Source organism: Sphingobacterium yanglingense, assembly GCF_004363245.1.
Taxonomy (GTDB): domain Bacteria; phylum Bacteroidota; class Bacteroidia; order Sphingobacteriales; family Sphingobacteriaceae; genus Sphingobacterium; species Sphingobacterium yanglingense.
The window spans coordinates 138,011-164,247 of the sequence record NZ_SNYV01000011.1; the positions used below are offsets into that span (position 1 = coordinate 138,011).

At 41.6% G+C, this 26,237-nt stretch carries 17 protein-coding genes; 10 read left to right on the top strand and 7 right to left on the bottom strand.

Annotated elements, in window-relative coordinates:
* The first annotated feature begins 1 nt into the window (after position 1).
* Both CLV99_RS02810 and CLV99_RS02815 read left to right on the top strand, forming a co-directional pair.
* Positions 2 to 1,549, top strand: coding sequence for a beta-N-acetylhexosaminidase (locus tag CLV99_RS02810; protein WP_133582969.1), 1,548 nt, complete (start codon positions 2 to 4; stop codon positions 1,547 to 1,549).
* Between the two features lie 87 nt (positions 1,550 to 1,636).
* A complete protein-coding gene (locus tag CLV99_RS02815; RefSeq protein ID WP_133582970.1) occupies positions 1,637 to 4,201 on the top strand; it encodes a family 20 glycosylhydrolase in 2,565 nt (854 codons plus the stop codon).
* A 71-nt stretch (positions 4,202 to 4,272) separates the two neighbouring features.
* Here CLV99_RS02815 and CLV99_RS02820 read toward each other — a convergent pair whose 3' ends face one another.
* The gene (locus CLV99_RS02820) at positions 4,273 to 5,313 is read right to left on the bottom strand and encodes a LacI family DNA-binding transcriptional regulator (RefSeq protein ID WP_133582971.1); all 1,041 of its coding nucleotides are present in this window, start codon (positions 5,311 to 5,313) and stop codon (positions 4,273 to 4,275) included.
* Positions 5,314 to 5,623: 310 nt separating this feature from the next.
* Here CLV99_RS02820 and CLV99_RS02825 point away from each other — a divergent pair, with 310 nt between their 5' ends.
* Genes CLV99_RS02825 through CLV99_RS02845 form a run of 5 tightly spaced genes read left to right on the top strand, consistent with a single transcriptional unit; the run spans position 5,624 to position 13,094 of the window.
* On the top strand, positions 5,624 to 8,719 hold the full coding sequence (locus CLV99_RS02825) for a SusC/RagA family TonB-linked outer membrane protein (protein ID WP_133582972.1): 3,096 nt from the start codon (positions 5,624 to 5,626) through the stop codon (positions 8,717 to 8,719).
* Between the two features lie 10 nt (positions 8,720 to 8,729).
* Positions 8,730 to 10,097, top strand: coding sequence for a RagB/SusD family nutrient uptake outer membrane protein (locus CLV99_RS02830; protein WP_133582973.1), 1,368 nt, complete (start codon positions 8,730 to 8,732; stop codon positions 10,095 to 10,097).
* A 4-nt stretch (positions 10,098 to 10,101) separates the two neighbouring features.
* Entirely contained in the window at positions 10,102 to 11,544 is a 1,443-nt protein-coding gene (locus CLV99_RS02835) for a CBM96 family carbohydrate-binding protein (protein ID WP_133582974.1), read from the top strand.
* 1 nt (position 11,545) lies between these two features.
* Positions 11,546 to 12,292 (top strand): glycoside hydrolase family 16 protein, encoded by a 747-nt coding sequence (locus tag CLV99_RS02840; protein WP_133582975.1) that lies wholly within the window; start codon positions 11,546 to 11,548, stop codon positions 12,290 to 12,292.
* A 55-nt stretch (positions 12,293 to 12,347) separates the two neighbouring features.
* On the top strand, positions 12,348 to 13,094 hold the full coding sequence (locus CLV99_RS02845) for a 6-phosphogluconolactonase (RefSeq protein WP_133582976.1): 747 nt from the start codon (positions 12,348 to 12,350) through the stop codon (positions 13,092 to 13,094).
* A 255-nt stretch (positions 13,095 to 13,349) separates the two neighbouring features.
* Here the strand turns inward: CLV99_RS02845 and CLV99_RS02850 are convergent, their stop codons facing one another.
* From CLV99_RS02850 to CLV99_RS02870, 5 genes are all read right to left on the bottom strand, one after another.
* Positions 13,350 to 14,795 carry a TlpA family protein disulfide reductase gene (locus tag CLV99_RS02850; protein WP_133582977.1) on the bottom strand — a complete coding sequence of 482 codons (1,446 nt, stop codon included), beginning with the start codon at positions 14,793 to 14,795 and terminating at the stop codon, positions 13,350 to 13,352.
* Positions 14,796 to 14,804: 9 nt separating this feature from the next.
* Positions 14,805 to 16,226 (bottom strand): RagB/SusD family nutrient uptake outer membrane protein, encoded by a 1,422-nt coding sequence (locus CLV99_RS02855; protein WP_211348393.1) that lies wholly within the window; start codon positions 16,224 to 16,226, stop codon positions 14,805 to 14,807.
* A gap of 19 nt (positions 16,227 to 16,245) precedes the next feature.
* On the bottom strand, positions 16,246 to 19,740 hold the full coding sequence (locus CLV99_RS02860; RefSeq protein WP_162849987.1) for a SusC/RagA family TonB-linked outer membrane protein: 3,495 nt from the start codon (positions 19,738 to 19,740) through the stop codon (positions 16,246 to 16,248).
* A 256-nt stretch (positions 19,741 to 19,996) separates the two neighbouring features.
* On the bottom strand, positions 19,997 to 21,112 hold the full coding sequence (locus tag CLV99_RS02865) for a FecR family protein (RefSeq protein ID WP_211348395.1): 1,116 nt from the start codon (positions 21,110 to 21,112) through the stop codon (positions 19,997 to 19,999).
* A 128-nt stretch (positions 21,113 to 21,240) separates the two neighbouring features.
* Positions 21,241 to 21,828, bottom strand: a complete 588-nt coding sequence (locus tag CLV99_RS02870) for an RNA polymerase sigma factor (RefSeq protein ID WP_133582981.1) — start codon at positions 21,826 to 21,828, stop codon at positions 21,241 to 21,243.
* Between the two features lie 290 nt (positions 21,829 to 22,118).
* Between CLV99_RS02870 and attM the strand changes: the two genes are divergently transcribed.
* Genes attM through CLV99_RS02885 form a run of 3 tightly spaced genes read left to right on the top strand, consistent with a single transcriptional unit; the run spans position 22,119 to position 25,521 of the window.
* Entirely contained in the window at positions 22,119 to 22,913 is a 795-nt protein-coding gene (attM, locus tag CLV99_RS02875) for an AttM family quorum-quenching N-acyl homoserine lactonase (RefSeq protein WP_211348396.1), read from the top strand.
* Positions 22,914 to 22,922: 9 nt separating this feature from the next.
* A complete protein-coding gene (locus tag CLV99_RS02880; protein WP_211348397.1) occupies positions 22,923 to 24,062 on the top strand; it encodes a zinc-dependent alcohol dehydrogenase family protein in 1,140 nt (379 codons plus the stop codon).
* Positions 24,063 to 24,075: 13 nt separating this feature from the next.
* On the top strand, positions 24,076 to 25,521 hold the full coding sequence (locus tag CLV99_RS02885) for an NAD-dependent succinate-semialdehyde dehydrogenase (protein ID WP_133582982.1): 1,446 nt from the start codon (positions 24,076 to 24,078) through the stop codon (positions 25,519 to 25,521).
* Positions 25,522 to 25,546: 25 nt separating this feature from the next.
* On the opposite strand, the gene CLV99_RS02890 is transcribed toward CLV99_RS02885, so the two are convergent.
* On the bottom strand, positions 25,547 to 25,954 hold the full coding sequence (locus CLV99_RS02890) for a DUF5367 domain-containing protein (protein ID WP_133582983.1): 408 nt from the start codon (positions 25,952 to 25,954) through the stop codon (positions 25,547 to 25,549).
* Between the last annotated feature and the right edge of the window lie 283 nt (positions 25,955 to 26,237).

Here is a 26,237-nt window from a genome sequence, read left to right on the forward strand (position 1 = left end):
TATGAAAAAGTATATATTAAGTGCTATTTTATTCCTTTTGGTACAAATTTGCGCCTTGAAGGCACAGGTGCCAGGGGATTTTACTGTTCGTGGGTTTCATTTAGACCTTCGTGTACAGGTAATGAAGATTCCTGCTCTAAAAAAGTTTGCCAAGCAACTCCACGATGGTGGGATCAATACCCTGATTATGGAATGGGAGGCTACTTATCCTTTTGAAAACCATCCGTTGATACCGAATCAATTTGCCTATACCCGAGATGAGGTAAAAGAGTTTGTTGCTTATTGTGAGGATTTGGGGATAGATGTCATTCCGCTGCAACAGAGTTTTGGCCATGTCGAATACATCTTGCGAAATTACCGCTACAAGGAATTGAGGGAAGATCAGAAAGACTATTCTCAGATTAACCCCCTTCGGGAGGAATTGGCCAGAGCTCTTTTTACAGACCTATACAAGGATATGATTAGCACGCACGATTCCGAGTACATCCATATCGGGGGAGATGAAACTTACCTATTGGGGCATTCCAAAGAATCTCAAGCGAAAGTTGCGGCAGTAGGAAAGGGGCGCTTGTATGGAGATTATATTAAGTTACTGTGTGAGATTGTCGTCGGTTTGGGCAAGAAACCTGTTTTATGGGCAGACATCGCGATGAAATACCCAGATGCTTTGCAAGGGATTCCCAAAGAGACCGTATTTATCGACTGGAATTACGGGTGGGATGTAAATATGTTTGGCAAGCACAGCAATCTACTGAATTCGGGCTACGAAATCTGGGGAGCGCCTTCGCTGCGCAGTCACCCCGATAATTATTTCCTAACCCAATGGGAGAAGCATTTTAAAAACATAAGAGATTTCATTCCACAGGCAAGAGCCTTTGGTTATAAAGGAATCATAATGACTTCTTGGTCTACGTCTGGCCTCTATGGAACCACTTGGGAGAGTCCTAAAGACATCGTGGAGCTCTATCCGATAAGACGCGTATACCCACTTTCCGGTTTTAATATTTTGATAGAGGCTTATTTTGAGTCGTTACGTTCGCACAAAGCTCTGGATATAGACACCTTTGTGGCTAGCTATGCAAAAAAGCACTATGGTTTTGGAGGAAATGATGCGACGAAATTCTGGAATGCTTTAAAAGCCAATCCTTATGAGATTAATCAAGGGGTGGTGAGTACTGCTTCGGTTTCCGTAAAAACGATGAAAGATAGCGCCGAGTGGGTATTGCGGGAGTTTAAACAACTTAAACCTAAGAAGAATAAAGACGAATACGAACACTATGTGCTGATGTCACAGATCAGATTGCGCTATCTGACCTACATGGAGGTAGAGATGCGCTTGAATAGTCCAGAGTTTACCTCAAGTGAGTTACCCGAGATGAAACGGGTAATTGCCACATTACGTCTCGAAAATCTAGATGAGGCATTTGCTAAGCTGAATAGTGATTGGATGTATAATGCCGAAATACAACAAGAAAATGAGCTTAGAGAAAGTAAGATAAAACTATTAGAGGCTCGTCTTAATAGATTAGGAACGCTAGAAAATATTTAGTCCTGATGGACATTGGTAGGTATCACTGTAATAACTACCTCTCAAAAATAAGGGGTGAAGGAGTGATGAATAAAAAAAATAGTAAGGATGAAAATTAAACTCTTATTGATAGTAACCTGTCTGATCTGGCAGGTAAAAGATAGCAAAGCGCAGACGGCTGGACAATCACCGCTTCAGATCAGCTGGCAGCCTTTGCTGAACAATTATGATGGCAAAGAGCAGGCTTTATCGGAATTGATTATCCGAAATGTCAGTGATAAGCCATTTCCGTGGCAAGGGTGGAAGCTATATTTTAACTTTATAAGATTGGCAGAACCAGTTGACAATCATCAGTCTTTGGATGTGCATCATATTAATGGAGATTACTTTTACTTTGAGCCCAATGTAAAAGGAAAGGTGTTGGCACCAGGAGAAGAAGTAAAGTACACGATGATTTCCAAATCGTGGGTTGTTAATTTTAACGATGCTCCCCAGGGCTTTTATCTGGATTGGGGCAATGGACAGTTGCAACAACTTCCAGCAGTCAAAGCCCTTCTTCCCAAGGATGAAAAAGTATTCTACAGAGTTGGAGGCGACCGGGAAATGAACGCACAGATGATCTATGATAAAAATGAACGTTATCAGTGGACGAAGCGACTGGATGGAGTTAGTATTCTGCCTACTCCGGTTTCTGTGCAACCGGGAAAAGGCAGTTACGACCTTGGTAAGAGCGTAACCATCAGCTATGAACCGCATTTTGAAGGCGAAGCCACGCTATTGGCAGAAGAGTTGGGGAATATATTTGGTTTGTCCTGCCGCATCGCTTCCTCAACAAGTGCAAGTAAACAAGGAATACAGTTGGTCGAAGATAAATCGTTGGAAGATGAAGCATATAAGTTATCTGTTGCAAAAAGCGGTGTTAAGCTTTCGGCCAGTAGCGGCGCAGGCATGTTTTATGCGATTCAGTCTTTAAAATTATTAGTAGATCCCACATGCTACGACCCTAAGAATACAAAGGGTATTACTTTGCCCTTCGTACAGATTTCAGATAAGCCTCGTTTCGGGAGCAGAAGTTTAATGTTGGACGTTGCGCGAAATTTTCAGACAAAGGAGCAGATTTATAAAATGCTCGATATGATGGCTCTTTACAAGTTGAATACCCTGCACTTTCACTTGAATGATGACGAAGGTTGGCGTTTAGAGATCCCTTCTATCCCTGAGCTTACAGAAGTAGGTTCCCGTAGAGGGCATTGGGAGGCAGGCAAAGAGAATGACTGGTTGCCACCGTCTTATGGTTCAGGTCCGTTCTTAGATAATCCACGGGCTAGTGGTTACTATACAGCACAGGATTTTATGGATATTCTTAAGTATGCACAGCGCAGACATATACAGGTTATTCCCGAGGTGGAGACACCTGGGCATGCTCGTGCCGCTATACAGGCCATGAATGTACGCTACCGTCGATTAATGACACAAGGTAAAGAGCAGGAAGCTTCCAAATACTTATTGCAGTCGGCCGGAGATTCATCCGTCTATAGGTCTGTTCAGAAATGGAACGATAACGTAATGGATGTGTCGCTCCCTTCGGTTTATATATTTTTGGAGCAGGTGACAGACGATATTATAGGGATGTACAAGCAAGCGGGCGTCGAACTGAAGACCGTACACTTCGGTGGAGACGAAGTTCCGAATGGTGTATGGGAACATTCTCCTGCCTTTGCAAACTTCAAGAAGGAAAATCCAGCGATTAAAGAGACGGCAGATCTTTGGGTACGTCATTTTGATATCCTATATAAGATGTTGAAAAAAAGAGACCTGCTGCTGTCTGGCTGGGAAGAGGTTGGTATGGAAAAAGTTATAGTAGATGGAAAGAAAAAATGGATTCCTTTTGCGGGATTGCAAGATAGTGATGTTCATTTAAACGTGTGGAACAACCTTGGTGGAAATGAAGATTTAGCCTATCGTCTAGCAAATGCAGGATACAAAGTGAAGCTTTCTTTCGTTAGTAACTTCTATATGGATATGGCTTATTACAAGCGTTTTAGTGAGCAAGGTTTCTACTGGGGTGGTTTTATAGATTTAGAGAAGCCTTTTAGTTTTATTCCTTTCGATTATCTGCACAACCAAAAGCAGGACTGGCTGGGAAGAACACTGCCTGATCGTGTGTTGAACGGAGCAGAGAAGCTAACCGAAAAAGGGAAGCAGCATATAGTAGGTATTCAGGCACTACTTTGGTCCGAGACCATCAAGGACGAAGAGCAAATGGAGCGCATGATATTTCCGCGGTTGTTAGCCTTTAGTGAACGCGCTTGGGCACAGGCTGGACCCTGGGAAACCGAAACTGTTAGTAATGGACCGAGTTATCAAGACGCTTTGAAAAAGTTTTTTGCTGTTGTAGGACTACAGGAGTTACAACGTTTACCTTTTCTGTATGGCGGTATTAGTTTTAGAATACCTACCCCTGGCGTAAAAGAAATCGATGGTAAGATCTATGTTAACATGGAGCTTCCTGGTTTTGAGGTGCGTTATGCAGCGGATGGCAATACTCCGGATAGGAATAGCACATTGTATACAGGAGCTATCCCATACAAAAGTAATTTAGTGTTTAAAGCATTTAATAAACATGGAGATTCCAGTCTTCCGATAAGCCTAGATGTCGAATCCGCCAAGTAGTACATCGGAGATATATCATAATAAGAAAGCCCCATAAAAGGGGCTTTCTTGTAGTATAATAATCTGGTTGTTTAGTTTTGCTTCCGGTCAGAAGAACCTCTGACGATTAGTTTTGTTTTGATGATGATCTCCTGATAGTCTAACACCTGCATTTCTTTGTCTTCTATTTGTTGGATCAGTATTTTGGCTGCTACTAGTCCCATTTCATAGGCGCTGTCATCGATGGTCGATATCTGCGGTTCTAGGATAGAAGAGATTGGATAATTACTAAAGCCGATGATTGCCGCCTTTCCAGGGATTGCGATGCCATTATTCCGAAATACCTTTAATGCCGCTGCCGCCGTATAGTCATTGGCACATACAATTCCGTCGGGTATTGGTGTGTTTAGGAGCAGTGCTTCCGCAGCCTCTTTACCTTCTTCGTAGGTCAGATTCTTCGTTTCCTTGACAAATTGCTCCTGAAAGGGGAGCTTATACTGTTCCAGTGCCTTTTTGAAACCTGCTAGTCTCGATTTGAAAATATCTACATTTTGATTCCCGGCGATGTGCGCCAGGTTTTTACAGCCCTGTTGTATCAGGTGAACTGTTGCATTATAAGAGGCTTCAAAGTCGTTGATAATAACCTTACTTGCTTTCAGCTGTTCACTGGTTCGGTCATAGAGGACTAGGGGTATATTTGATTTTCCGAGTTTTTTGAGATGCTCATATCGTTTTGTTTCCAGCCCCGGACAGATGATTACGCCTGCTGCAAGTGAGTTTTCGAGCATTTGCACGATTTCCGTTTCCTTAATATAAGAGTCATGGGACTGGAATATTGTAATTTGATACCCCTGCTTATAGGCGTATTCTTCTATACCACTGATTACTTTGGAGTGAAAATCGATGTCTATACGTGGACATACCACACCGATAGACTTTGTTTTTTTACTCCGAAAACTAGACGCAATAGGATCGAGCGAAAAACCCATTTCTTTGACCTTGTCATTGACTATTTTTTTTGTGCTTTCACTAATTGCCGGGTGGTTGGATAGCACACGGGATATAGTGGCAGCAGAAAGATTGAGTGCTTTTGCAATATCCTTTATGGTGATGCGTGCTTCCTTTTTTTTCATGTATACTTACTTCTTGATCCTACTAAGACTGATAAACTCATTATCTGCCTATTAGCAATTCGTACTGTTTTATCAGTTTAGGGGATGGATTTTTAAAAAAATAAATTGACCGAAGTTAATTCAAATTTTTATAAAAACAAATAAACTACATCATCTAGTTTTGTGCAATTGTTTGCATGGACTATTTTATTGTTTAACATTGCAAACGATTGTTTTGTTTATTTTTTAGTGCAAATGTTTGCATGATTTTTGTTTTTTGTCTACCTTGGCTCCGATAAACAACAGATGATATAAACTCAAAATCTGCATTATGATATTTACTGCTTACCATCGTAAATTTAAATGGAGTGCAAATGCGTTTTCCCTTACATTTTTGTTTTTTGCTCTGCTTTTGGTTATTCCAGAAGGTGCGTTTGCACAACAGAAGCGAATCTCAGGTAAGGTGATAGATGCCAGCACGAAAAAGGCAATACCTGGAGTGAGTGTGAAACTTACCGGGCAAGCCGCCGGTGCAAGTACCGATGACCAAGGTGCTTTCGTTTTAAACGATCTGTCCGAAGGGCAGTCTGTCGTGTTTTCCTTCTTAGGATACACCAGTCAGACCCTAAAGATTGATGCACGAACAACTTATTTGATTGAGCTAACTAGCCTCGCTACGGAGATTGAAGAAACCGTAGTTGTGGGGTATGGCCGTCAGAAAAAAAGAAACTTAACAGGTTCTGTAGTGTCTGTTGGCTCTGCGGAGATTGAAAAGACAACACAGCAAGATCCGATTTCAATTTTACAGGGAAGGGCCGCTGGGGTACAGGTTTCGTCCAATTCTGGAGCTCCGGGAGGGGAGATGACAATCCGCGTACGTGGTAATTCTTCGCTTAACTCTGGAAACAACCCTTTGTTTGTGGTCGACGGTATTCCGATTGAATCGAATTCAATTTCTGCGTTAAATGGTACTGAAGGTTCGGGATTAAATCCGTTAGCAGATATCAATCCCAATGATATCGCTTCCATGGAGATCTTAAAAGATGCAGCATCTACCGCTATCTATGGGTCGAGAGCGGCCAATGGTGTCGTTATGATCACCACCAAACGTGGGGCAGCCGGCAAACCTGAAGTTCTTCTTAATGCAACCACAGGTGTAAGTACACTTACGAGAAAACTAAGTGTCTTAAATTCACAACAGTATCGTGAGGCGGTATTGGATTCCTATAATGCCTTAACTAATCCAGAAGAACCTTATTACACCATTATTGACTCTTTGAATCCAATGAATAATGGGGATGTCGATTGGCAAGATGCTTTGATGCGTTCTGCAAAGCAGTACAAAGTAGATTTGTCTGTGCGTGGTGGTAATGAAGGTACCAAGTACGCTTGGAGTTCTTCTTACCTGGATCAAGATGGGGTGATTTTAAACTCGAACTACAAACGTTTTACATCGAGACTAAATGTCGATTTCAATATTTCGGACCGTGTACGTATCGGACAGAGTGTCTCGTATACCAATGCGGTAAACAACCGGACGAATGCGGGTGGAACGGGCAATTTAAGTATTATCCGCAGTCTATTGGTCAGACCTCCCAATATGTCGATGTACCTGCCTGATGGCTCCATCAATGGGTATATGATCGGACAGCGAAATCCAGTCGGCATGGCCTTGTATGCGACCAATCTTAACAAAAGTAATCGCATCATCGGTAGTCAATACCTCGAGATAGACATTCTGAAAGATTTGAAATTCAGAAGTAATGTCAATCTAGATTACATCGCCATGAAAGAAGATGAGTTTATGCCTTCTATATTGGATTATAGAGAAGGGTATAATACAGGAGCGGTCCGTACGTCTGGCAATCTGACTTGGGGCAACGAAAGTTACTTCACTTACAGCAAAAGCATTGCTAATGCCCATAATATTGGTGCAGTAGCCGGTATGAGTTTTCAGAGATGGCGATACGACCGCACTGGCCTAAACGGTTCTTACTTTGCCAGTGACGATATCCGTACCTTAAATGGCGCCTCTGTTATCTCCGGGCAAGACGTAAATGTAGCTTCAGAACATGCGATGCGCTCCTACTTTGGACGATTGACCTATGACTACTTCGGTAAATACCTATTAGAGTTTAACCTACGTGCTGATGGTTCATCTCGCTTTGGTAGCGACAAGCGTTTCGGCTTTTTCCCATCCGCATCCGCAGGGTGGCGTTTCGTGGAGGAGAATGGAATTAAAGATCTAAGCTGGCTTAGTGACGGTAAGTTGCGTTTTAGTTTAGGTAGTACAGGTAATGAGGCAATTGGTGATTACACTTCGCAGGGAGAGTTTACACTAGGGATGAATTACCTTGATTTTTCAGGAGCTGCACCTACCGTAATGCCCAATGCGAGCCTTACTTGGGAGACCACTCACCAATACAACCTTGGGTTAGAGTTAGGCTTTTTGAATAACCGCATTTTGTTCTCTACAGATGCGTATTTGAAAAAGACAAAAGACCTATTATATAATGTTCCGCTCCCAAGCACAACCGGATTCGAGTACGTAACAAGAAATGTCGGTTCTATCGAGAACAAAGGACTTGAATTCAGTTTGCAGACGCGCAATCTACAGGGACCATTCACTTGGAGTACCAATATTAATCTCAGTTTGAACCGTAACAAAGTGACGTCACTTCCAGAAGATGTATTGACCAATGGTTACATTCAAAACGGAGCCTTTCACATATTGCAGGTAGGCAAACCCATCGGTGTATTTTATGGGTGGCAGTTTGACGGTGTGTATGCGCGTGATGCGGATAATGTCAATGGACTTACCCATGGAGCCAGTGGACCTAAGTTTGTCGGTGGTGACCCAATCTGGCGAGATCTGAATGGTGATGGTATCATCAACGAAGATGATAGACAGATTATCGGATATGCTGAACCGAAGTATTTCGGAGGTATTTCCAATGACTTCAGTTATAAAAACTTCCACCTTAATGTATTCTTCCAGTACTCTGTAGGCAACGAAATATACAGTGAACTCAATCACCAGCGTAATTCTATCGTTAGGTACAACAACCTTTCTACAGACGCGCTATCGAGATGGCGCCAACAAGGAGATGTAACAGACTTCCCAAGATTGATTCGTGATGATCCGAAGCAATCCGACAGTAGAGTGCAAAGCAGATGGGTAGAGGATGGTTCCTATATCAAGTTGAAAAATGTGAACCTAAGATACTCCTTGAATCCAGACTGGGTAAAACGTATTGGTCTACGTAAAGTTGATGCTTTTGTAACTGGTACGAATTTGATTACCTGGACAAAATACACAGGCTTCGATCCAGACGTAAACTCCTATTCTGGACTTCGTGTAGGTCTCGACGAAGGAGCGTACCCACAGGCCCGCACCTTCATGTTTGGTTTAACACTTGGACTTTAATTTGTTAGTCATGAAAAGAACGTTTAAATATATATTTGGTAGTGCTTTAATGCTACTAATGGTTTCTTGTTCGGATTTGGATAAAGAGCCAATCAGTAATTTTTCGGGACAGGGATTTTACAAAAAACCTAGCGATGCTCAAGCTGGCGTCACCGGAATATACAATAGCATGCAATCCACCTTCCGTTTGAATTTTGCTTATTGGGGAGAGGGGCGCGCAGACAATGTGACGACCAAGCATTCTGGCGATCCGTTGGCTTTGCAAACCAATGCATTGACACCGATTATCACATCGGCCCGTTGGGATAGCTTCTACACCCTGATATCCCGCGCCAATTATGCGATAAAATATACCCCCGGAGTTTTCGGCGAAGGCGAGAGCCAATTGAAAAATGAGCTTTTAGGACAGGCACATGGACTACGCGCTATTGCCTACTTTTACCTAACTCGTATCTGGGGCGAGGTACCATTGGTCACAGAACCGTATGAAAGCGTAGATCAGAATGTATTCGTAAATAAAAACAGCACCCAAGAGGTGTTGGCCAAAGTGGAGGAAGATCTGCTATTTGCTGCCGAGAACAGCTCAAAAAGCTATTCTGGTGCCAAGAACCGTGTGATATTCACTAAAGGCACAGCTTATGCATTCTTGACGCAACTGTACATGTGGCAAAAGAAATACGATAAAGCTATTGAGATGGCCGATAAGTTGATGAGCGATTCGCAGTACTCCCTAGTTGCTATGAATGATTGGAACGATATCTTCGTCAAAGGCGTAAGTACGGAGAGTATCTTCGAAGTCGGGTATAACGAGGTGCAGACCAATGCGCTACGTATTCTATATGCCCTTGGTTCAGATAGCGACTATGTACCTAGCGGCAGATTCATCGCATCGATCGAAACTGGTGACTTACGTAAACCGCGTATTTATGATGTGACGGAGGCGCAACCGCGTAAGATATGGAAGTTTTTTGGACAGGGCTTTAAAGATGAAAGTCCAGAGCTATCATCCAATAACATTGTATTGACAAGACTGGCAGATATCATCCTTTTAAAGGCCGAGGCTCATGCTAATCTGAATCAGCCTACAGAAGCGTTAGATTTGTTGAACCGTATACGCAGACGTGCAGGTCTTACCGTATTGGATGAGGCTACTGCTATCAGTAAGTATAATAGTGTAGTTGATGCAATATTACACGAGCGTTCGGTTGAGCTTTGTTTTGAAGGACATCGCTGGTTTGACCTTGTGCGCACCGGTAAAGCTATTTCTACCATGAAGCCTATTAATGGACTATCCAATGAAGGCAATCTGTTGTGGCCACTACATGAAAGCATCAGGTTAAGAAATCCAAATTTGAAACAAAACGAGTTTTATAACTAAGCATATGAGAAAGATAAAATATACAATTACGAGTTTCCTGATGGGAATAAGTATGTTGGTCTCCTTATTTAGTTGCGAAATCCAAGAGAGCTTTGACTACGACCATGCCCCAGATAATAGTAAGTTGAATATGTCGGCTTTGGCCTACATCAAAAGCAATGATTCGCTGTCATTATTTAATGAGGCGATCGAGCGGGCTCAATTTCAGGCAATGTACGAAGAGGGAGGTGGACGAACGTTTATTGCTCCAAACAATCAGGCTTTCAGAACCTATCTTAAGGAAAACGGCTATAGCTCGATTGCAGCGATTCCACTTCCTATTTTGAAGAATATATTACGTTATCATACGGTAAAGGCTGAAGTCAATTTTAATAATCCCGACCTGGCACCTAGTAATAGACCTATAGCTTACAACACGGAGAATGGACAGATCATGTACCTATCTCATAGTAGTACTTACGTAGGGCTTATCAATGAGGGTACTAACAGACAATGGCAGATCCGTACATCCAATCTGGTACCGAACAATAGTGTGATGCATGTTGTGAATTTCGTGGTTTTTTATTCCGCACCTACAGGAGACGCGAATGCCGAGAATCCGAATTTAGTCCGGGATACCATTTTTGTGAAGCAAGATGCCTTTGTAAATGGTGGTGCCGAGTCCAATAAGAACTTTGGATTGGAGCCCTTACTAAAAACAAAAAACGTAACTAACAATGGGGATTACGATCGCAAGACCTTCCTGATGTTCGATTTCAACGACTTTAAGAAAGACGGTGTAGTTACCGACCTTCGATTAGAGTTGGCTGTAAGTTTTACAGCGGCTAAGGGAGTAGACCTTAATCTATTCGAGACTCCGAGTACCGATTGGAAGGAAGCATCGCTCAACTTTAACAATGCGGTATTCCCGACGACACCACGTATTGCCTCGATCAGAACAAGCAAGATTAACGTCTTCAAGTTTGACCTCACCGATTATTATAAGGCGGCAAATCCAACAGGATTGAAATCGTATATGGTCGATGGGCAGGCAAAGTCCGATGAGACCGACGAGTTTGGATCTAAAGAACACGCTACCCTGGCTACACCGATGCTGATTGCGACATTGGCTAGTGGTAATAGCCAGCTTGTACTGGAAGGTAAGAAAGATTTTGAAGTCGAGAATGGCGGTATGTATGTGCTTTCCAATGAGAACCTACTTGTCAGCGGTGCTTCGGCTGGAGACATTATCTATACGGTAGAAGAGTTACCTGCTTTTGGCTGGTTGATCAAAGGTGCTGAGGTCTTGAAAAAAGGAAGTCGCTTTACACAGCTCGATTTGGATCTCAAGAATATGGTCTTTATTCACGACGGTCAGACTGTGGGAGCAGGTGCTTTGGTACTGGCTGCTAGAGACAAAGCAGGAGCCATATTAGAGAATCTTAAAATCAATATCGCTGCAAAATAGTATGGGAGATAAAAATCGGATATTTTATATTTTTGCTGTTGTACTGCTTTTTATAAACTGCAGCAGTTCTTCATCCGAAATAGATCCTCCTGTAGTTCCTACTGACCGGCTTATTCAGTTTTCTGGGATAGACTGGGTGGTGCGTGCGAGCAAAGAGAAAAAAGAAGGACCGGGGCCGAATTTATTTTCGGCCTCGGACAAAAATGTATGGGTCGATGAACAGGGTAGACTTCATTTGAAGATACGGCAAGAAGGAGGCTATTGGTACTGCTCAGGTATTACTTCTAGGCGTTCATTTGGACATGGCAAGTATACTTTCTACGTCAACTCGGATATCACCACACTCGATAAGAATGTGGTTGCTGGACTCTTTACTTATCTGAATGATGAAGAGGAGATTGATATTGAGTTTTCTAAATGGTCGATTGCCGATAATCAGAATTCCCAGTTTGCATCACAACCCTCTGCCGTTGTTGGGAATAAGGAGCGATTCAATATACTCCCTGGCCTTGGGCAGACTACACACTCTTTTGATTGGCAGACCAAGCGCATTCTTTTTAAGAGTAGCTACAAGAACGCTCTTGGCGGAGAACAGGTTATTCACCAATGGAATTACGAAGGAGGGCATGTCCCCAAGGAGAAAGAGGAGAAGCTAAAATTGAATTTATGGCTTTTCAAGGGGCAGATGCCTTCTGATTTAAAGGATCAGGAAATCGTGATCGACAGCGTGCGTTTTACAGCTGCTTAGGTATCGGTTTAAGGTGTTGTATTGTTGTTGTTCTTTTTAATAAATAGGTATAAATATGCTTTTAGAAAATTTGAGAATTGATATTTCCGAGACAGCTCGTGAGGCAGGTGAGAAGGCAGGAAGGGCCGTCGAAGCTAAGTTGTTAGAATTGCAAGCGGTGCAGGATGAGATACGCGTTATTTTTGCTGCTGCTCCTTCACAGGATTATATATTAGGATATTTGAGCCAATCAAAACAGATTGATTGGTCTAAAATCGTAGCCTTTAATATGGATGAATATATTGGCTTGCCTAATGGTGCCAAGCAGGCGTTTTCTAATTATTTGGAGGACACACTTTTTAAATTTGTGACACCTAGAGCCAAGTATTTTATCAATCCTTCTGGTACGGTAGATGAAGAGTTGTCCCGTGTTACCGCACTGATCGCCGAAAAACCTATTGACGTCGTGTGTCTTGGTATAGGGCAGAATGGACATATTGCATTCAATGACCCGCCCGTTGCAGATTTCAATGATCAGCAGGTGATCAAAGAAGTCGAGTTGGATCAGGTGTGTCGCATGCAGCAGGTTATTGATGGTTGTTTTGTTGACATCAACCAAGTGCCAACTCATGCATTGACATTGACTATCCCTACAATTATGAAGGCTTCCAGTCTGTATTGTGTAGTGGTCGGTGAGCATAAGGCCGAAGCGGTAAAGCATACCATATCCTCGGAAATAACTACACGTTGGCCGTCCACGATATTGCGCGAGCATGCCGATTGTCAGTTCTTTTTTGACGAGGCGGCTTGTCCACAAGTATAAGTTTCTAGTTTAAATGTGTTTTTTAAGTTTAATGCATAGCTCTTCGGAGCTGTGCATTTTTATTAATGACTTAAATTCTCAAAACCAGACCAATTAATGGGGCATCTAAGTTAGTTTTTAATTTAATGATTTAAGTTGTTTTGAACGTATCAGAGTTAAAAATCCACTTGACTATATCAAGTGGATTTTTATTCATAGTTAGTCTACCTGGTGATAGACTAGAGTTTTGAGATTCTTAACAAATAGTGGTCTTCGCTATTTCAAGTAAGATTTCAGTTGCTGGATTAGCGCTGTTCCATCACTAGGACGTAGGGCATCCCAGTTGACGATATCGCCTTTGTCGTTTACAATGAGATAACGTGGGATACCGGTGAATTTCGGTACCTCCTGGTTAATACCCTTATGTAAAGCCTCACCGGTACGCATGTTAAGTCCCTTCAGCGGAAAACCCTTAACCATTTCTTTCCATTTTGTATCTGCTTTTTCATTGTCAAGGGATAAATATAATGGAGTGAAGCCAACTTTTTCTAGTTCATCATGTAGTTTGATACTGTACTGTAATTCCGCTTTACATGGGCCACACCATGTCGCCCATAAATCTACATAATAAAACTTGCCTTTGATACCTTTCATGAGTTCCTTCAATGAGGTGTAATAATCTACATTTTCCAAAAAGATTACACCAGGAGTATCAATCAATAGTTTAGCATGATAGTCTTCCACTGATTTTAAGGCAGGGGCTAGGATAGGAGTAATCTTGCTATTTGGGAATTGTTGTTTAAATTCTTCAAAATTTGTTAGCCAAATAGCTTCATTTTCATTGTTTCTCAATCCTAGGATAATGAAGTTTGCCCAGGCACATTCGAGCAGCTTACCCTTCAATAATGGTTTTAATTTTTCAAGTTCGGTCAGGGCCCAAGGCGTATTATTGTTCTGCTCACGGGGGTGACCGATGGACAATAGACTACTGTAGCGAGACATCAATCTGGTGAAGAAAGGCGATCTAGCCCAATCCTCATCGACATCACTATACATTTTCTTCCATGCAGTCACAAACTCAGGGGCTACTTTTGAGGACGATTGGTCTTCACCATACACCAGAGGACGGCAGGTAAAGAAAAGATCCGTAGACCATAGTAAGCGATAATACATTTCGGATTCAGATTTTAATACCTTAGTAAATTCCGGATCGATATTTCCTTTATTGACAAGTGTTAGAATAGCATTATTGTCCACTTGTCGCATACTATCCAGTTTCAGTAACCGCCCAGATACAGTCGGGGATCCATCCAGTTCTTCAAATCTTGAACGGGTATTATCTGCTGTAATACGATTGTACAAATATTGTCCATCAGCATTTTCTCCTTTGATAGCGAGTTCTCCGTTTTCCAAGAAAGAGATTTCGGCACGTTGTCCAGGCCGAACAATTAGTTTTGCCTCTCTGTAGTCGTTGTGTACACTTATTATAGATGTCCCATCTAATGGGATTTGCTGTGTACTATAGAAGGAACTGCTGTCAAGATTAAAGTGTCTGTTGTTACCATCGAAGTAATACCCTTCAACTGGAGTTGTAACAGTTACCATCGGATTTTTGCTGTTAGGGGCATGAACAGTAAGTGTCATATGCCCTTTTTGGGCAAAGGAAGCGGAGATGGAGCCTATGATTAAGGCTCCGGATAATAGATGTTTAAATGCTTGCATATAATAAAACTATGGGTTTTGTATAATACCGTCAGTAATAGCTGGATCTGGTATAGAGAGAACATATCTAGGGCTACTCGGCGTTAATTCGATAAATGTTCCATCGCTCAATTCATGTTTAGCCGTAAATCCAAAATCAGGGTCGCTGTTGAGACGGCGCATATCGAACCAGCGCAGCCCCTTAAAGAGAAGTTCTCGTCTGCGTTCTTTATAGATGATATCGAGTACAGCATTCTTATTTGTGCTTATGATAGGTTGGTAGACTTCAGCGGCAATCCTGTTTTTACGTAGGAGATTCAATGGAATCAGAGCCTCAGTTAGCTGTCCGTTGCGTGCGAGACCTTCAGCCTTGATTAAGTGCATTTCGGGTGTAGCGGGACCAGCACTATATTCGTAGCTGCTATAACCCATATACATGTATTTTTTGTCCCATTGGGCATAAGGCTTACCATTGGAAATGTAGCTCGGGACAAGGTTGATACGACGCAGGTCTTTTGGTTCAAACAATAATTCAGTTTCTCCAGCTATGTATTGGAAAGCCATACCTCTGGTATAGCCATAGTATACTATATTGAGATTTTCAGGCTGTTCAATAGGCCGTGTAAAGATATGACCATTTTTAGGAGTGTAGATAGCCGGACCTTCTTCAGGTTGAAAAACAGCATACTGGGTATTGTAATCTACTAGTGTGTTATTTATTTTGAGAGCTTCTTCTGCAGCTAACGCAGCCTCTTTGTACTTGTTCATGCTCAGGTAGGTACGAGCTAGCCAGCCATAGGCACCTGCTCTATTGATTTCGAAGTTTGTCAATGAAGTTACAGGTAGGTTAGGAATACCTTCCTCAAACCCTTTTATAATGAAGTCAAAAGTTTGTTTTACAGTCCCACGTGTAGGTAGCTTTTGAGTGATATCATTACTGGTCACTAGAGGTATACCTGAATCACTTGTTGCACTGGCCTCGTTATATTGTTGACAGTAGAGATTAGCTAAGTAAAAGTAGCATATTGACCGACCGACCAATGCCTTAGCTTTTGCAATTTTTTTTCTTTCTTCGGTTGCGCCCGTAGCCTTGTCGATACCATTTAAGATAGCATTATATTGATAGATGGCGGCATACATTATGTTCCAATAAGAATAGTAGGAATAGTCTTCGGGTGTTGTGTAAGGTTGTGGTAGCCAGAAATACAAGCGATAGTCAACCTCCTGGATACGATTGTCCTTAACCAACTCTGGATTGTAAAAGTCGTCTGCAAGCTTTTCAATGCCGTCTGAAAGTAATTTGGTCATTTTAGCATTGTTCAATATACGCTCATATTCTTCCACAGTCTGTGGTATCACATAGCCTTTTGGTTTGATGTCTAGGTATTTCTCACAGGAAGAGAGTAATAATATGCCTATTCCCGCTAGTGTCGATAATATCTTCATTTTCATGTTTTTTCCGTTTGTAAGATTAAAATTTAACATTTACTCCAAACGCAAATGTCGGTGATAGCGGGAGTGTACGCATTCCTCCTTGGAAAGCTTCAGGATCTATTCCCTCCTTATTGCTACTCCAGGTCCATAGATTCCGGGCTTGGGCATTGAACTGTAAGGCTTTGATATACTTCTGACCTTTCCAGTTTTCCATCGGAAAATTGTAGGTGAGGATTACTTCTCTAAGTTTGAGATAGTCCGCTTTGAATACATTTACGTCGAGGATATTGCGATAGTATGTATATCTATACCAATGTGCATTATCTATTATTACATTCGGGATATGCGTGTTGTTTTCATCTCCCGGTTTTTGCCATGCATTTGCCAATCTACCATCTTTAGAGTCGATACCGTAGTAAGGAGATGGCATGTTCTGACGCATGATATGACCCAGATAAAAGACAAACATGGCGTTTAGCTCAAAGTTTTTGTACTGGAAATTATTAGTAAATGCACCATTGCTTACAGGTCTTCTATTGCCTGAGTAGTAGGCCATTTCCATATTGCTCGTAAGGCGATCTGGTTCGAGATTGCCATGTTCATCCAGAATCTGCAACTGTCCTTTATCTGCCGTCAGGCCTCCGTAACGGATACTGTACATGGCGCCATAAGGCTTGCCAACCACATAGGGAGTGCCCGAAGCCATGCTACGCGGATTAGTGTAAGCTGAGGCTAAGGCAACTTTGGTGATCTTATTGCGGTTATTGGCAAACATAAATGTGGTTGTCCAAATAAAGTTTTTGTTGCGTATATTCTGGGTACTGAGCTCTATCTCAAATCCATCATTATTCATGCTTGCGGTATTTATGGAAGCGGTTGAAAAACCATAAGTAGGATTGATTTCTTCATCCCCAAGCAAATCCTGACTACGTCGTAGGTAGTAGTCGATCTTTCCGCTGACTCGGTGATCAAATAGCGCAAAGTCTAAGCCGAAGTTCGTAATCGCTGTCTTTTCCCAGCGTAATGCATTATTCTCCGGATTGTAGATGTCCAGACTTGGGAGTTTTGACCAGTAATTGATATCGGCCCTAGCAATCATGAAGGGGCCTGAGTTTTTAGGAATGTTCCCGTTGGTACCATAGGTCGCTCTTAAAGACAATCGGTTGAATGGCAGTTGTTTCATGAAGTCTTCCTTGCTGATATTCCAACTCAATCCCGAAGACCACATTGGACGGTATAAATATTGAGGATCGGTACCAAACATATTGGTTTGATCCAGTCGGATACTTCCTGAATATACATATTTACCTTTATAGGTATATGAGGCATTTGCAAATGCAGAAACAAAGCGATCTTCTGTATAGGCAAAATTGTCATTAATAGGAACGCTCGGCTTTATTCCTGATATATTTGATAATACCGGCGTTACGTAATTTAAGTTCTCGTGATCAATTTGCACAAATTGCAATGTATTGTCATCATACCCGTATTTGGTGATTGCGTTTGCAGAGGTTATTACTTTTTGATTCTCTAGTCCCAATATTCCTGCTATTTCGTGATTACCAAAAGCTTTGTTCAGTTGCATTGTGCCGCGTATTACGTGGCCTGTAAAATCGGAACGACTTTCATTCAATCTTCCTCCTTGTGGGAGATTGTACTTCGGTGACTTTAAGGTTCCATCTGGGTTTGTTGAGATACTTCCGTCAGGATTGAGTGTTGGAGAGGTATAGTCGTTAATCAGTTTGACCAGATTAGCTTGGTTGCGGTGTGCATAGTTTTTTTCGTAAGCATTACCTTTTTCCAGCTGATAGCTCAGATTGAAATTGATACCATCGAATAATTTATAGTTGAGCTCAGCCTGTAGTCTTTGCGCTGCACGTCTAGCATTTATCTCGGTACGGTCCAATTCCAACAAAGGATAATAGGCTTCATCTTCTAATCCCCAGGCCCGTCGTTGTGCAATGGTGTAAATATTACTATCAGATTGTCCAGAAGAGCCTGCTTGCCTGTTCATACTCAAAGGATTCCCGTTATTGTCTGTTATCATATCATAGGGTTTGAGCCTAAATATTCCCATAGCAGATACTGGTGCTCCACGACTGTTTCCAAAATTGAGGTTAGTATTAATTCCAAGTTCCAGCTTCCGGCTAATCTGAATTTGAGATTTGAAAAAGAACGTATGGTTTTTTCGGTTGTCTAATTTGTCATAATCACGACTGTCCGAATAATTGTACGAACCATAATACTGTACTTTATCCGAACCTCCATTAAGTGATAGACTATGGTTCTGTACAAAGGGGGATTGCATCAGCAGGTCTTTAATCTGTTGTGTATTGTCTAAGTTTTTCAATATTCCTACACGCTGTCCAAATTCCTGTGCTGTAATCCTACCGGTCAACGAATCTAGGACCAGTTGTGCATATTGAGATATTGGTGTCCCTTGCGTACGTACGCGTTGTTCAAATTGGGCTGTTCGAGGCACTAACTTACTCTCTATATCAATATCATCAGCTGATGAAAGACGATTGAGGTAGCCGATATTAGGTTTCGGTTGGAACTGAAAACTATTCGTGTATTGAAATTCAGTGCCCGAGTTTTTTCCTCTTTTTGTCGTGATGACGATGACCCCGTTGGCAGCACGGGCTCCCCATATCGAAGACGCTGCGGCATCTTTCAGTACCGTTATGCTCTCCACATCATTCGGATTGATGGATTGTATATCTCCTTCAATGGGAAAGTTGTCAACAACAATCAGCGGACGTTTTGTGCCAAATAGTGTTGACACACCACGTATAGTAAGACCATCTTCACCTTTGTCTTGACCATTGATCATCATCAAGCCTGGTACCATCCCTTCAAGACGCTCAAGTACATTGGTTTGTAGTTTGTTTTCTATTTTTTTGCCTGAGACCACATCAAACGCTCCTGTCGCACGCTCCTTAGATATACTTTGGTACCCCGTATGTATCAAGACTTCATCCAATTCCGAGTTGTTACTGCTCAAGACGATATTCCCCATCTGAGACTTGATGCTGACCACTGTACTTTTCATCCCTACATAGGAGATTTGGAGTTTGGTCAGATTATTAGGGATATTATCCAGACGAAAGTAACCATTTTGATCTGTCGAGGCACTGTACTTCCCATCGAGTACCTGTATACCAGCTCCTACAAGGGGATTGCCATTCTCGTCTATAACACGCCCAGTAATGCTACGCTGGAGATTGTCATCCCCCTTAGACTGTATCACAATAGTTCTATTCTTGATCTGATACTGAAACGGTTGCCCTTCGAGGCAGTATGTCAGTATGCTATGGATACTGGCATTCTTCATATCAATCGTAATAGCCGGTACATTGTCTATTTCTTTGCTGTTGTAAAGAATATCAAAATCGCTTTGTTCGCTTAATTTTTGGAATATCTGGGTTAGTTTCAGGTTTTTTCCAAAAATGCTTACCGTCTGGCCACTAGTCTTAGCTACGACCTGAATTAGACAGATACATAGAAATAGAGAAACCAATTGCATTTTCATAAGAATGTGTTTTATAGCATTGTGGTCAAACTTATGCTTGTACGGGGTGCGCGAAAGCACAGGTTTTAGTCCAAAACTTAAGTGCATAAGTATCCTGGACAAATGTTTTTTTATACTTTTGTTCATAATAAGGTTTTAAAAATGAGTGTTTACGTCAAAAACTTGTTGTAAGGCCTTGTTTTTCTATCGGGGGTGCTTCCAACACCTCCGATTTTCATTAAGCCTATAATTCAATTAAGGCGCTCGTTCCATCGTATCAATTGTTGTTTGTTATGATTAGTTTCTTCTTTACAGATTTATCGTCCAATAGAACTTTAATTTCTCCTGTCATTTCCAAGATCTCAATTGCCTTTTGCAGGTCTTCTTTACGGGATATCCTGCCACCAAATGTGAGCTGTGCTACACTAGGGTCTACGGCAATTTCTACATCATACCACCTCGATAGGCGTTTAGCCAATACATCGAGACTTTCATTCTCAAATTTGTAATATCCCGATGTCCAATCTATGGAAGCAGACCGTTCTATGGAGTTGAATGTCAGTTCTCCTTTTTTATTATCTAATGTTACTTTTTGACCAGGTTTTAGGATAATGGATTCTCGTTTCCCGGATAATGCCTGAAGTTCGACCGATCCTTCGAGCAATGTTGTATTACTGAAAGAATCACCGTCGTAGGCAAAAACATTGAAATTAGTTCCCAGAACCTTGATTTTTTGCCCTCGACTGTTTACAATAAAGGGACTTTTCTCTCCTTGCTTATTAAGTAGCCTGTTGACTTCAAAGTAAGCTTCTCCATTGAGCGTAACGATGCGATTCTCATTCGAGAAGTCACTTTTAAACACTAGAATAGAGCCAGCATTTAGGTGTACCTTCGTGCTGTCAGGCAGTATAAATCTGTATTGACTGGCAGGGGGAGTGACTATTTTGACTTCCTGTGGAATAGCTGTTGATAGGCTGCTGTAGTATATTTCCCCGTTATTGTTGCGCTCTATAGACATTCCGTTGAGACTCGCCTTTTCGCCCAATTCTAGCCCAGATAGGTTCAGGCTGTCCCCGCTAGAGGTCAGGATGTACGCCTTTTCTTGATCCAGTAATACAATTTTTTCTACGATAGCAGGAGCTTTTCTCAAGTAGCGTATGCCAAATAGCAAGGATACAGCTACAGCGATAGAAGCAGCTACCGTATACGGACTTTGATACCATTTAACAGTTTTAACTTTCGTCTGATCGAATAGTTTCAATTTTATTGTATCCAGATTATGTGCGAATGTGGCTTCATCCAGTTCTTCCGAAGTAGCACTCAAACCCTCATACCAAGTTTCTACCAGCTTCTTTTCCGAGGCTGTACAGCTACCTTCTAGATACTTTTTCAAAAGAAGATTACTTAATTTCGTATTACGCTTCATAAATCTATGGGGCTACAGTGGTCCCTTTAGTATAGTAGTCTTTTATAAAGGGGAGAGGGGGTAGAAAAAAAATAAAAAAATGTTATTTGTCTCTACTATCGATAGTGGGACAGTGTGATTAAGATCAACAGAAGAAGTGTAACCCCTAGGTGTATACGTAATCTTCTGAGAGCTTGTTTTATATGCGAACGTACCGTATCTGTTGTAATCCCCATTTTTGCAGCGATCTCTTCATGACTAAGATGCTGCTCCCGGCTCATTAGATAGACCATGCGCATTTTTTCGGGCAATCGACGCACCTCTTCATTTATTAGCTGTTCCAGTAGTGTGCTACGCACCTGATGGTCAGTACCAATGTAGTCCTTCTGTAAGAGGTAAAGGTAGTTCTCAAGCAATTTTTCCGTTTTACTTTTTTTTGAGATATGATCGATGATTACATAGCGCAGTGACTGGAAAAGGTACGCCTTCAGATTATTAATGTTTGCTTTCTCTCGGTTTTCCCAAAGGCTGAGAAATATATCGTGAATTATATCATTGCATAGATCGGAGTCAGCGAGTCGCTTAAAGGATGTTCTGTAAAGAATAGCACTATACTTCTCATATATGGAGTTAAAAGCAGTCCTTTCCGAACGCTTTAGTCCCGATAAAAGCTCCATGTCAATGCTGAGGTCCTGCGTTTCCAATGGTTAGTGATTAAAATCTTACAGTTAGTTTTGACAAATATACAAGAGTTCTCTAGATTTTAGAGAGGAGGTGTGTTTTTTTAGCAATGTGAGTGCACCGATTTAGTTTCAGGTATATGCATTAGGAAGTATACGTAGGAAGGATTCCACTCCTTATTACAATCATTTCGAAATGTTCATCCGAAATCTAAAAAAACACGTACCATGCTAACACAATTTTACTGTTTAGTCGTTATTAATATAGACAGGTGTTCTGTTAGATTTATTTAACACAGCTTTAAAATGTAATTATGGTAAATGAAATCAGATTGTATATGTTTCAGACGGGCGTTCTGAAATGTAAAGAGAACAACATCAAAATGAACGCATCTCAAGACCCTTACGAAATTCCCGTTCCTTGGTATTTGATAACACATCCTAAAGGCAATATTATTATTGATGGAGGAAATGCGGTACAATGTGCTACTGATCCGGTAGATCATTGGGGGGATATTACACAGGTGTATTGGCCCGTTATGAAAGAATCAGAAGGGTGTGTTAATACTATTAAGCAACTAGGTATTGACCCATCGAGTGTTAAGTATGTGATTCAATCTCATTTACATCTAGATCATACCGGGGCTGTAGGGAATTTCCCTAATGCAACACATATTGTTCAGCGAAAAGAATATGAATACGCTTTCACTCCCGATTGGTTCGCGGCAGGCGGTTATATCCGTAAAGATTTCGACAAACCAGGGCTGAAATGGCAGTTTTTAGAACTTGATTATAACGATTCTTACGATGTATACGGTGACGGTGTAGTTCGGATTATTCCGACGCCTGGGCATTCTCCGGGACATTGTAGTTTTATGATTACACTCCCTGGTTCCGGGTCAATTATCCTAGCGGTAGACGCCGCTTATACTACGGATCATTGGGATGAAAAAGCATTGCCTGGATTTTTGGCTTCGACAGTTGATTCTGTACGCTCTGTAAAGAAACTGCACGAATATGCTGACAAATATGATGCCTTGGTGGTTACTGGGCACGATCCTGTCAAATGGGATGAATTTAAGAAAGGTCCACATGAATTTTATAATTAATATCAAATTATGATGAAAACAAAAGCGGCCGTCCTTCATCAGGTTGGAGGACATAAGAGGCCATATTCTGATTCGAAACCATTGAAAATAGAAGAAATAGAACTTGGGAAACCGGGTAAAGAAGAAGTGATTGTGCAGGTCAAAGCAGCAGGACTATGTCATTCCGATTTATCTGTAATCGATGGAAATCGGCCTAGACCTATGCCTATGGTATTAGGGCATGAAGCTGCAGGAGTTATTGTCGAATTAGGGGAAGATGTAAAGGGGTTTGAACTGGGCGACCATGTCGTTTTTGCGTTCTTGCCTTCATGTGGTCATTGCGAATACTGCATGTCGGGTAAAGCAGCGCTTTGCAACCCGGGCGCAAAAGCAAATAATGAAGGCGTTTTGCTGAATGGAGACATCAAAATAAAGAGCCAAAGTGGCGAAACTTATCATCATCATCTTGGTGTTTCAGGGTTTGCCGGATATGCGATCGCTTCGATTTATTCGCTTGTGAAAATTGATAAGTCTTATCCTTTTGAAATAGCTGCTCTTTTCGGCTGCGCTGTGATGACAGGAGTCGGGGCGGTCGTTCATACCGCACAAGTACATGTAGGAGAGTCTGTTTTGGTAGTCGGATTGGGAGGAGTGGGCTTGTCCGCTATTTTAGGAGCAAAGGCAGCGGGGGCCTCCAAGATAATTGCAGCAGATGTTAGCCACTCTAAACTTGATGTAGCCAAGGAGTTTGGAGCTACTCATACCATTAATTCGGGGAAGGAAGGAGCGCTTGAAGAACTAAAACAGGAAATTACAGTAAGTGGCGTTGATAAATCGGTCGAATTTGCTGGAGCTATGCCTGCACTGGACTTTGCCTTCAATGCAACCAAAAAAGGCGGGGTCACTGTAACTGGAGCATTACCCCATCCAGATGCGCGCCTGAGTCTTAACCCTTTGACTTTGGTTGGACAAGAAAAGTCCTTGAAGGGTTGTTACCTAGGTAGCTGTGTACCTTCTATCGATATACCAAACTTTTTAGAACTGTACAAAAACGGGAATCTTCCGGTTGATAAGCTTATCACACATCGCCTAAAGCTAGAGGATATAAACGAAGGTTTTGAAAGATTGGCCAGTGGGGAAGCAATCAGGCAAGTCATTATTTTTGATTAAATTCACCTCCAAAATGAATACGTACAAAGAATTATTATTTGATAGATCCTTCGTCAATGGAGAATGGGTAAATCAGGGGACGGCTAGATTTGAAGTTAAAAATCCTTTTGATTTATCTGTTATCGGAGAAGTCCATGACGAAGATAGAAGTTTTGTTGCCAAAGCGATTGATGTCGCTCATGCCGCTTTTAGGATGTGGAAATCGAAATCGGCCAAAGAGCGAAGTGCTATCCTGTTAAAATGGTTTGACCTTATTCATCAGCACAAAGAAGAGCTAGCCCAGATCATGACCCTAGAAAGCGGTAAACCGCTAGGCGAGAGCAGAGGCGAAATAGATTATGGTGCTGCATACATCCAATGGTTTGCCGAAGAAGCCAAACGAAATTATGGAGATGTCATCCCAGGGTTTACTGCAGATAAGCGTATAATAACACTCAAAGAACCCGTCGGTGTTGTTGGTGCCATTACTCCCTGGAATTTTCCGCTAGCGATGATAACCCGTAAAATTGCACCAGCTCTTGCTGTAGGTTGTACGGTTGTTGTTCGTCCTAGTGAGGAAACACCCTTTACTGCACTTGCCATAAATTATCTGGCCGATTTAGCTGGATTCCCTAAAGGGGTGTATAATACCGTTGTCGGAACAGATGCTTCCGAAATGGGAAAAGAGCTTTGTGAAAACAAAAAAGTCGCTAAAATATCCTTTACGGGATCCACAGCAGTTGGGAAGATATTGATGACGCAAAGTGCCAGTACACTCAAAAAAATGAGTTTGGAGCTCGGAGGAAATGCACCGCTTATCGTCTTTGATGATGCAGATGTAGATCTGGCAGTAAAAGGAGCCATAGCCGGAAAATTTCGATTTGCGGGCCAGACCTGTGTCTGTGTCAACCGAATTTTGGTTCAGGAAGGAATCCACGATTTGTTTGTTAAAAAATTTACAGATGCCGTCAAAAAACTGAAACTTGGGAGTGGGCTGGATTCCGAAGTCAACATTGGACCACTTATCAATCAAAGAGCCATCCGACGGATGGAAGACATGACACAAGATGCGCTAGCAAAAGGTGGTAGTGTCGTAGCAGGGGGGAATTCCCTAGCACCTCAGTTTTTTGAACCTACGATTGTCGTCAATGCAAATGAGTCTATGGAATTTGCTCAAAATGAAATCTTTGGCCCTATTGCACCGATATTCAAATTCAAAACAGAGCAGGATGCCGTACGAATGGCTAATGATACTATTTACGGATTGGCGAGTTATTTTTATACAAACGATCTAAACAGAAGCTGGCGAGTTCGTGAACAGTTGGAATACGGTATTGTCGGCATCAATGAAGGGCTTATTTCCTCCGAAGTTGTTCCTTTTGGAGGTGTTAAAGAGTCCGGACAAGGTCGTGAGGGGTCTAAGTACGGATTAGACAGTTATGTAGATATAAAGTACGTCTGTATCGGTAATGTTAGTTAGCTCTTATGGATTTCTGTAGTACCAGTTAGATTAGGCTCTCCTTTTTATTTTTCCTAAGGAGACCAGAAATCAATACTACAGCATAGGCAAACATAAGCCAGGCGCCAAAGGTTTTACTATATATCCCAGGCATATTCGGAAATACTATTTCAAAAAACTGTATACAAAGGCTGTCCATTAGCATACCCGGTAAAACCATAATGACGGCAGATTTTATACTTTCGAGATTGCCTAACTTAAATTTGTTAAACAGCCAGGTAGAGAGGAAACCTAGTGCCGGTATGAGTAGGATGTAAAGACCGACCATTACTGGCACATTTTCCACAATGAAAAAATGATGGCCCGCTATCCTAAATAATGCTGTTGCCGACAGCCATACCAAAAAGCCTACGATGAAACTAACAAACAGATAATTTCCTTTACGTGTTTTCATTACTAATGAGTTAATTTTCAATTGAAATGTCAGACTCAAACATACATAAGTTCGCCTTTACAGGCAATATAATTGCATTATAATATAACAGCGATTTTTGTAGCTTTTTCTCATCCACTTAGATTCTTTTATAGAGAAAATAGATTAAAAAATACCTCTTCCGGTTGGCTTTATAAGGCATCTGTAAGCTACATTCCATTTAGCCACTATTTTATCTTTGTGTAGGTAAAGCCATTGTTTTGTAAGAGTAGGTCGGTTTACTTTTTATGTTTCTTAACCATTT

Coding starts and splice junctions, on each gene's coding strand:
- CLV99_RS02890 (WP_133582983.1), bottom strand. CDS start 25,954: ATGAAAACACGTAAAGGAAATTATCTGTTTGTTAGTTTCATCGTAGGC.
- CLV99_RS02840 (WP_133582975.1), top strand. CDS start 11,546: ATGGGAGATAAAAATCGGATATTTTATATTTTTGCTGTTGTACTGCTT.
- CLV99_RS02860 (WP_162849987.1), bottom strand. CDS start 19,740: ATGAAAATGCAATTGGTTTCTCTATTTCTATGTATCTGTCTAATTCAG.
- CLV99_RS02830 (WP_133582973.1), top strand. CDS start 8,730: ATGAAAAGAACGTTTAAATATATATTTGGTAGTGCTTTAATGCTACTA.
- CLV99_RS02810 (WP_133582969.1), top strand. CDS start 2: ATGAAAAAGTATATATTAAGTGCTATTTTATTCCTTTTGGTACAAATT.
- attM (WP_211348396.1), top strand. CDS start 22,119: ATGGTAAATGAAATCAGATTGTATATGTTTCAGACGGGCGTTCTGAAA.
- CLV99_RS02820 (WP_133582971.1), bottom strand. CDS start 5,313: ATGAAAAAAAAGGAAGCACGCATCACCATAAAGGATATTGCAAAAGCA.
- CLV99_RS02880 (WP_211348397.1), top strand. CDS start 22,923: ATGATGAAAACAAAAGCGGCCGTCCTTCATCAGGTTGGAGGACATAAG.
- CLV99_RS02885 (WP_133582982.1), top strand. CDS start 24,076: ATGAATACGTACAAAGAATTATTATTTGATAGATCCTTCGTCAATGGA.
- CLV99_RS02835 (WP_133582974.1), top strand. CDS start 10,102: ATGAGAAAGATAAAATATACAATTACGAGTTTCCTGATGGGAATAAGT.
- CLV99_RS02815 (WP_133582970.1), top strand. CDS start 1,637: ATGAAAATTAAACTCTTATTGATAGTAACCTGTCTGATCTGGCAGGTA.
- CLV99_RS02845 (WP_133582976.1), top strand. CDS start 12,348: ATGCTTTTAGAAAATTTGAGAATTGATATTTCCGAGACAGCTCGTGAG.
- CLV99_RS02850 (WP_133582977.1), bottom strand. CDS start 14,795: ATGCAAGCATTTAAACATCTATTATCCGGAGCCTTAATCATAGGCTCC.
- CLV99_RS02825 (WP_133582972.1), top strand. CDS start 5,624: ATGATATTTACTGCTTACCATCGTAAATTTAAATGGAGTGCAAATGCG.
- CLV99_RS02855 (WP_211348393.1), bottom strand. CDS start 16,226: ATGAAAATGAAGATATTATCGACACTAGCGGGAATAGGCATATTATTA.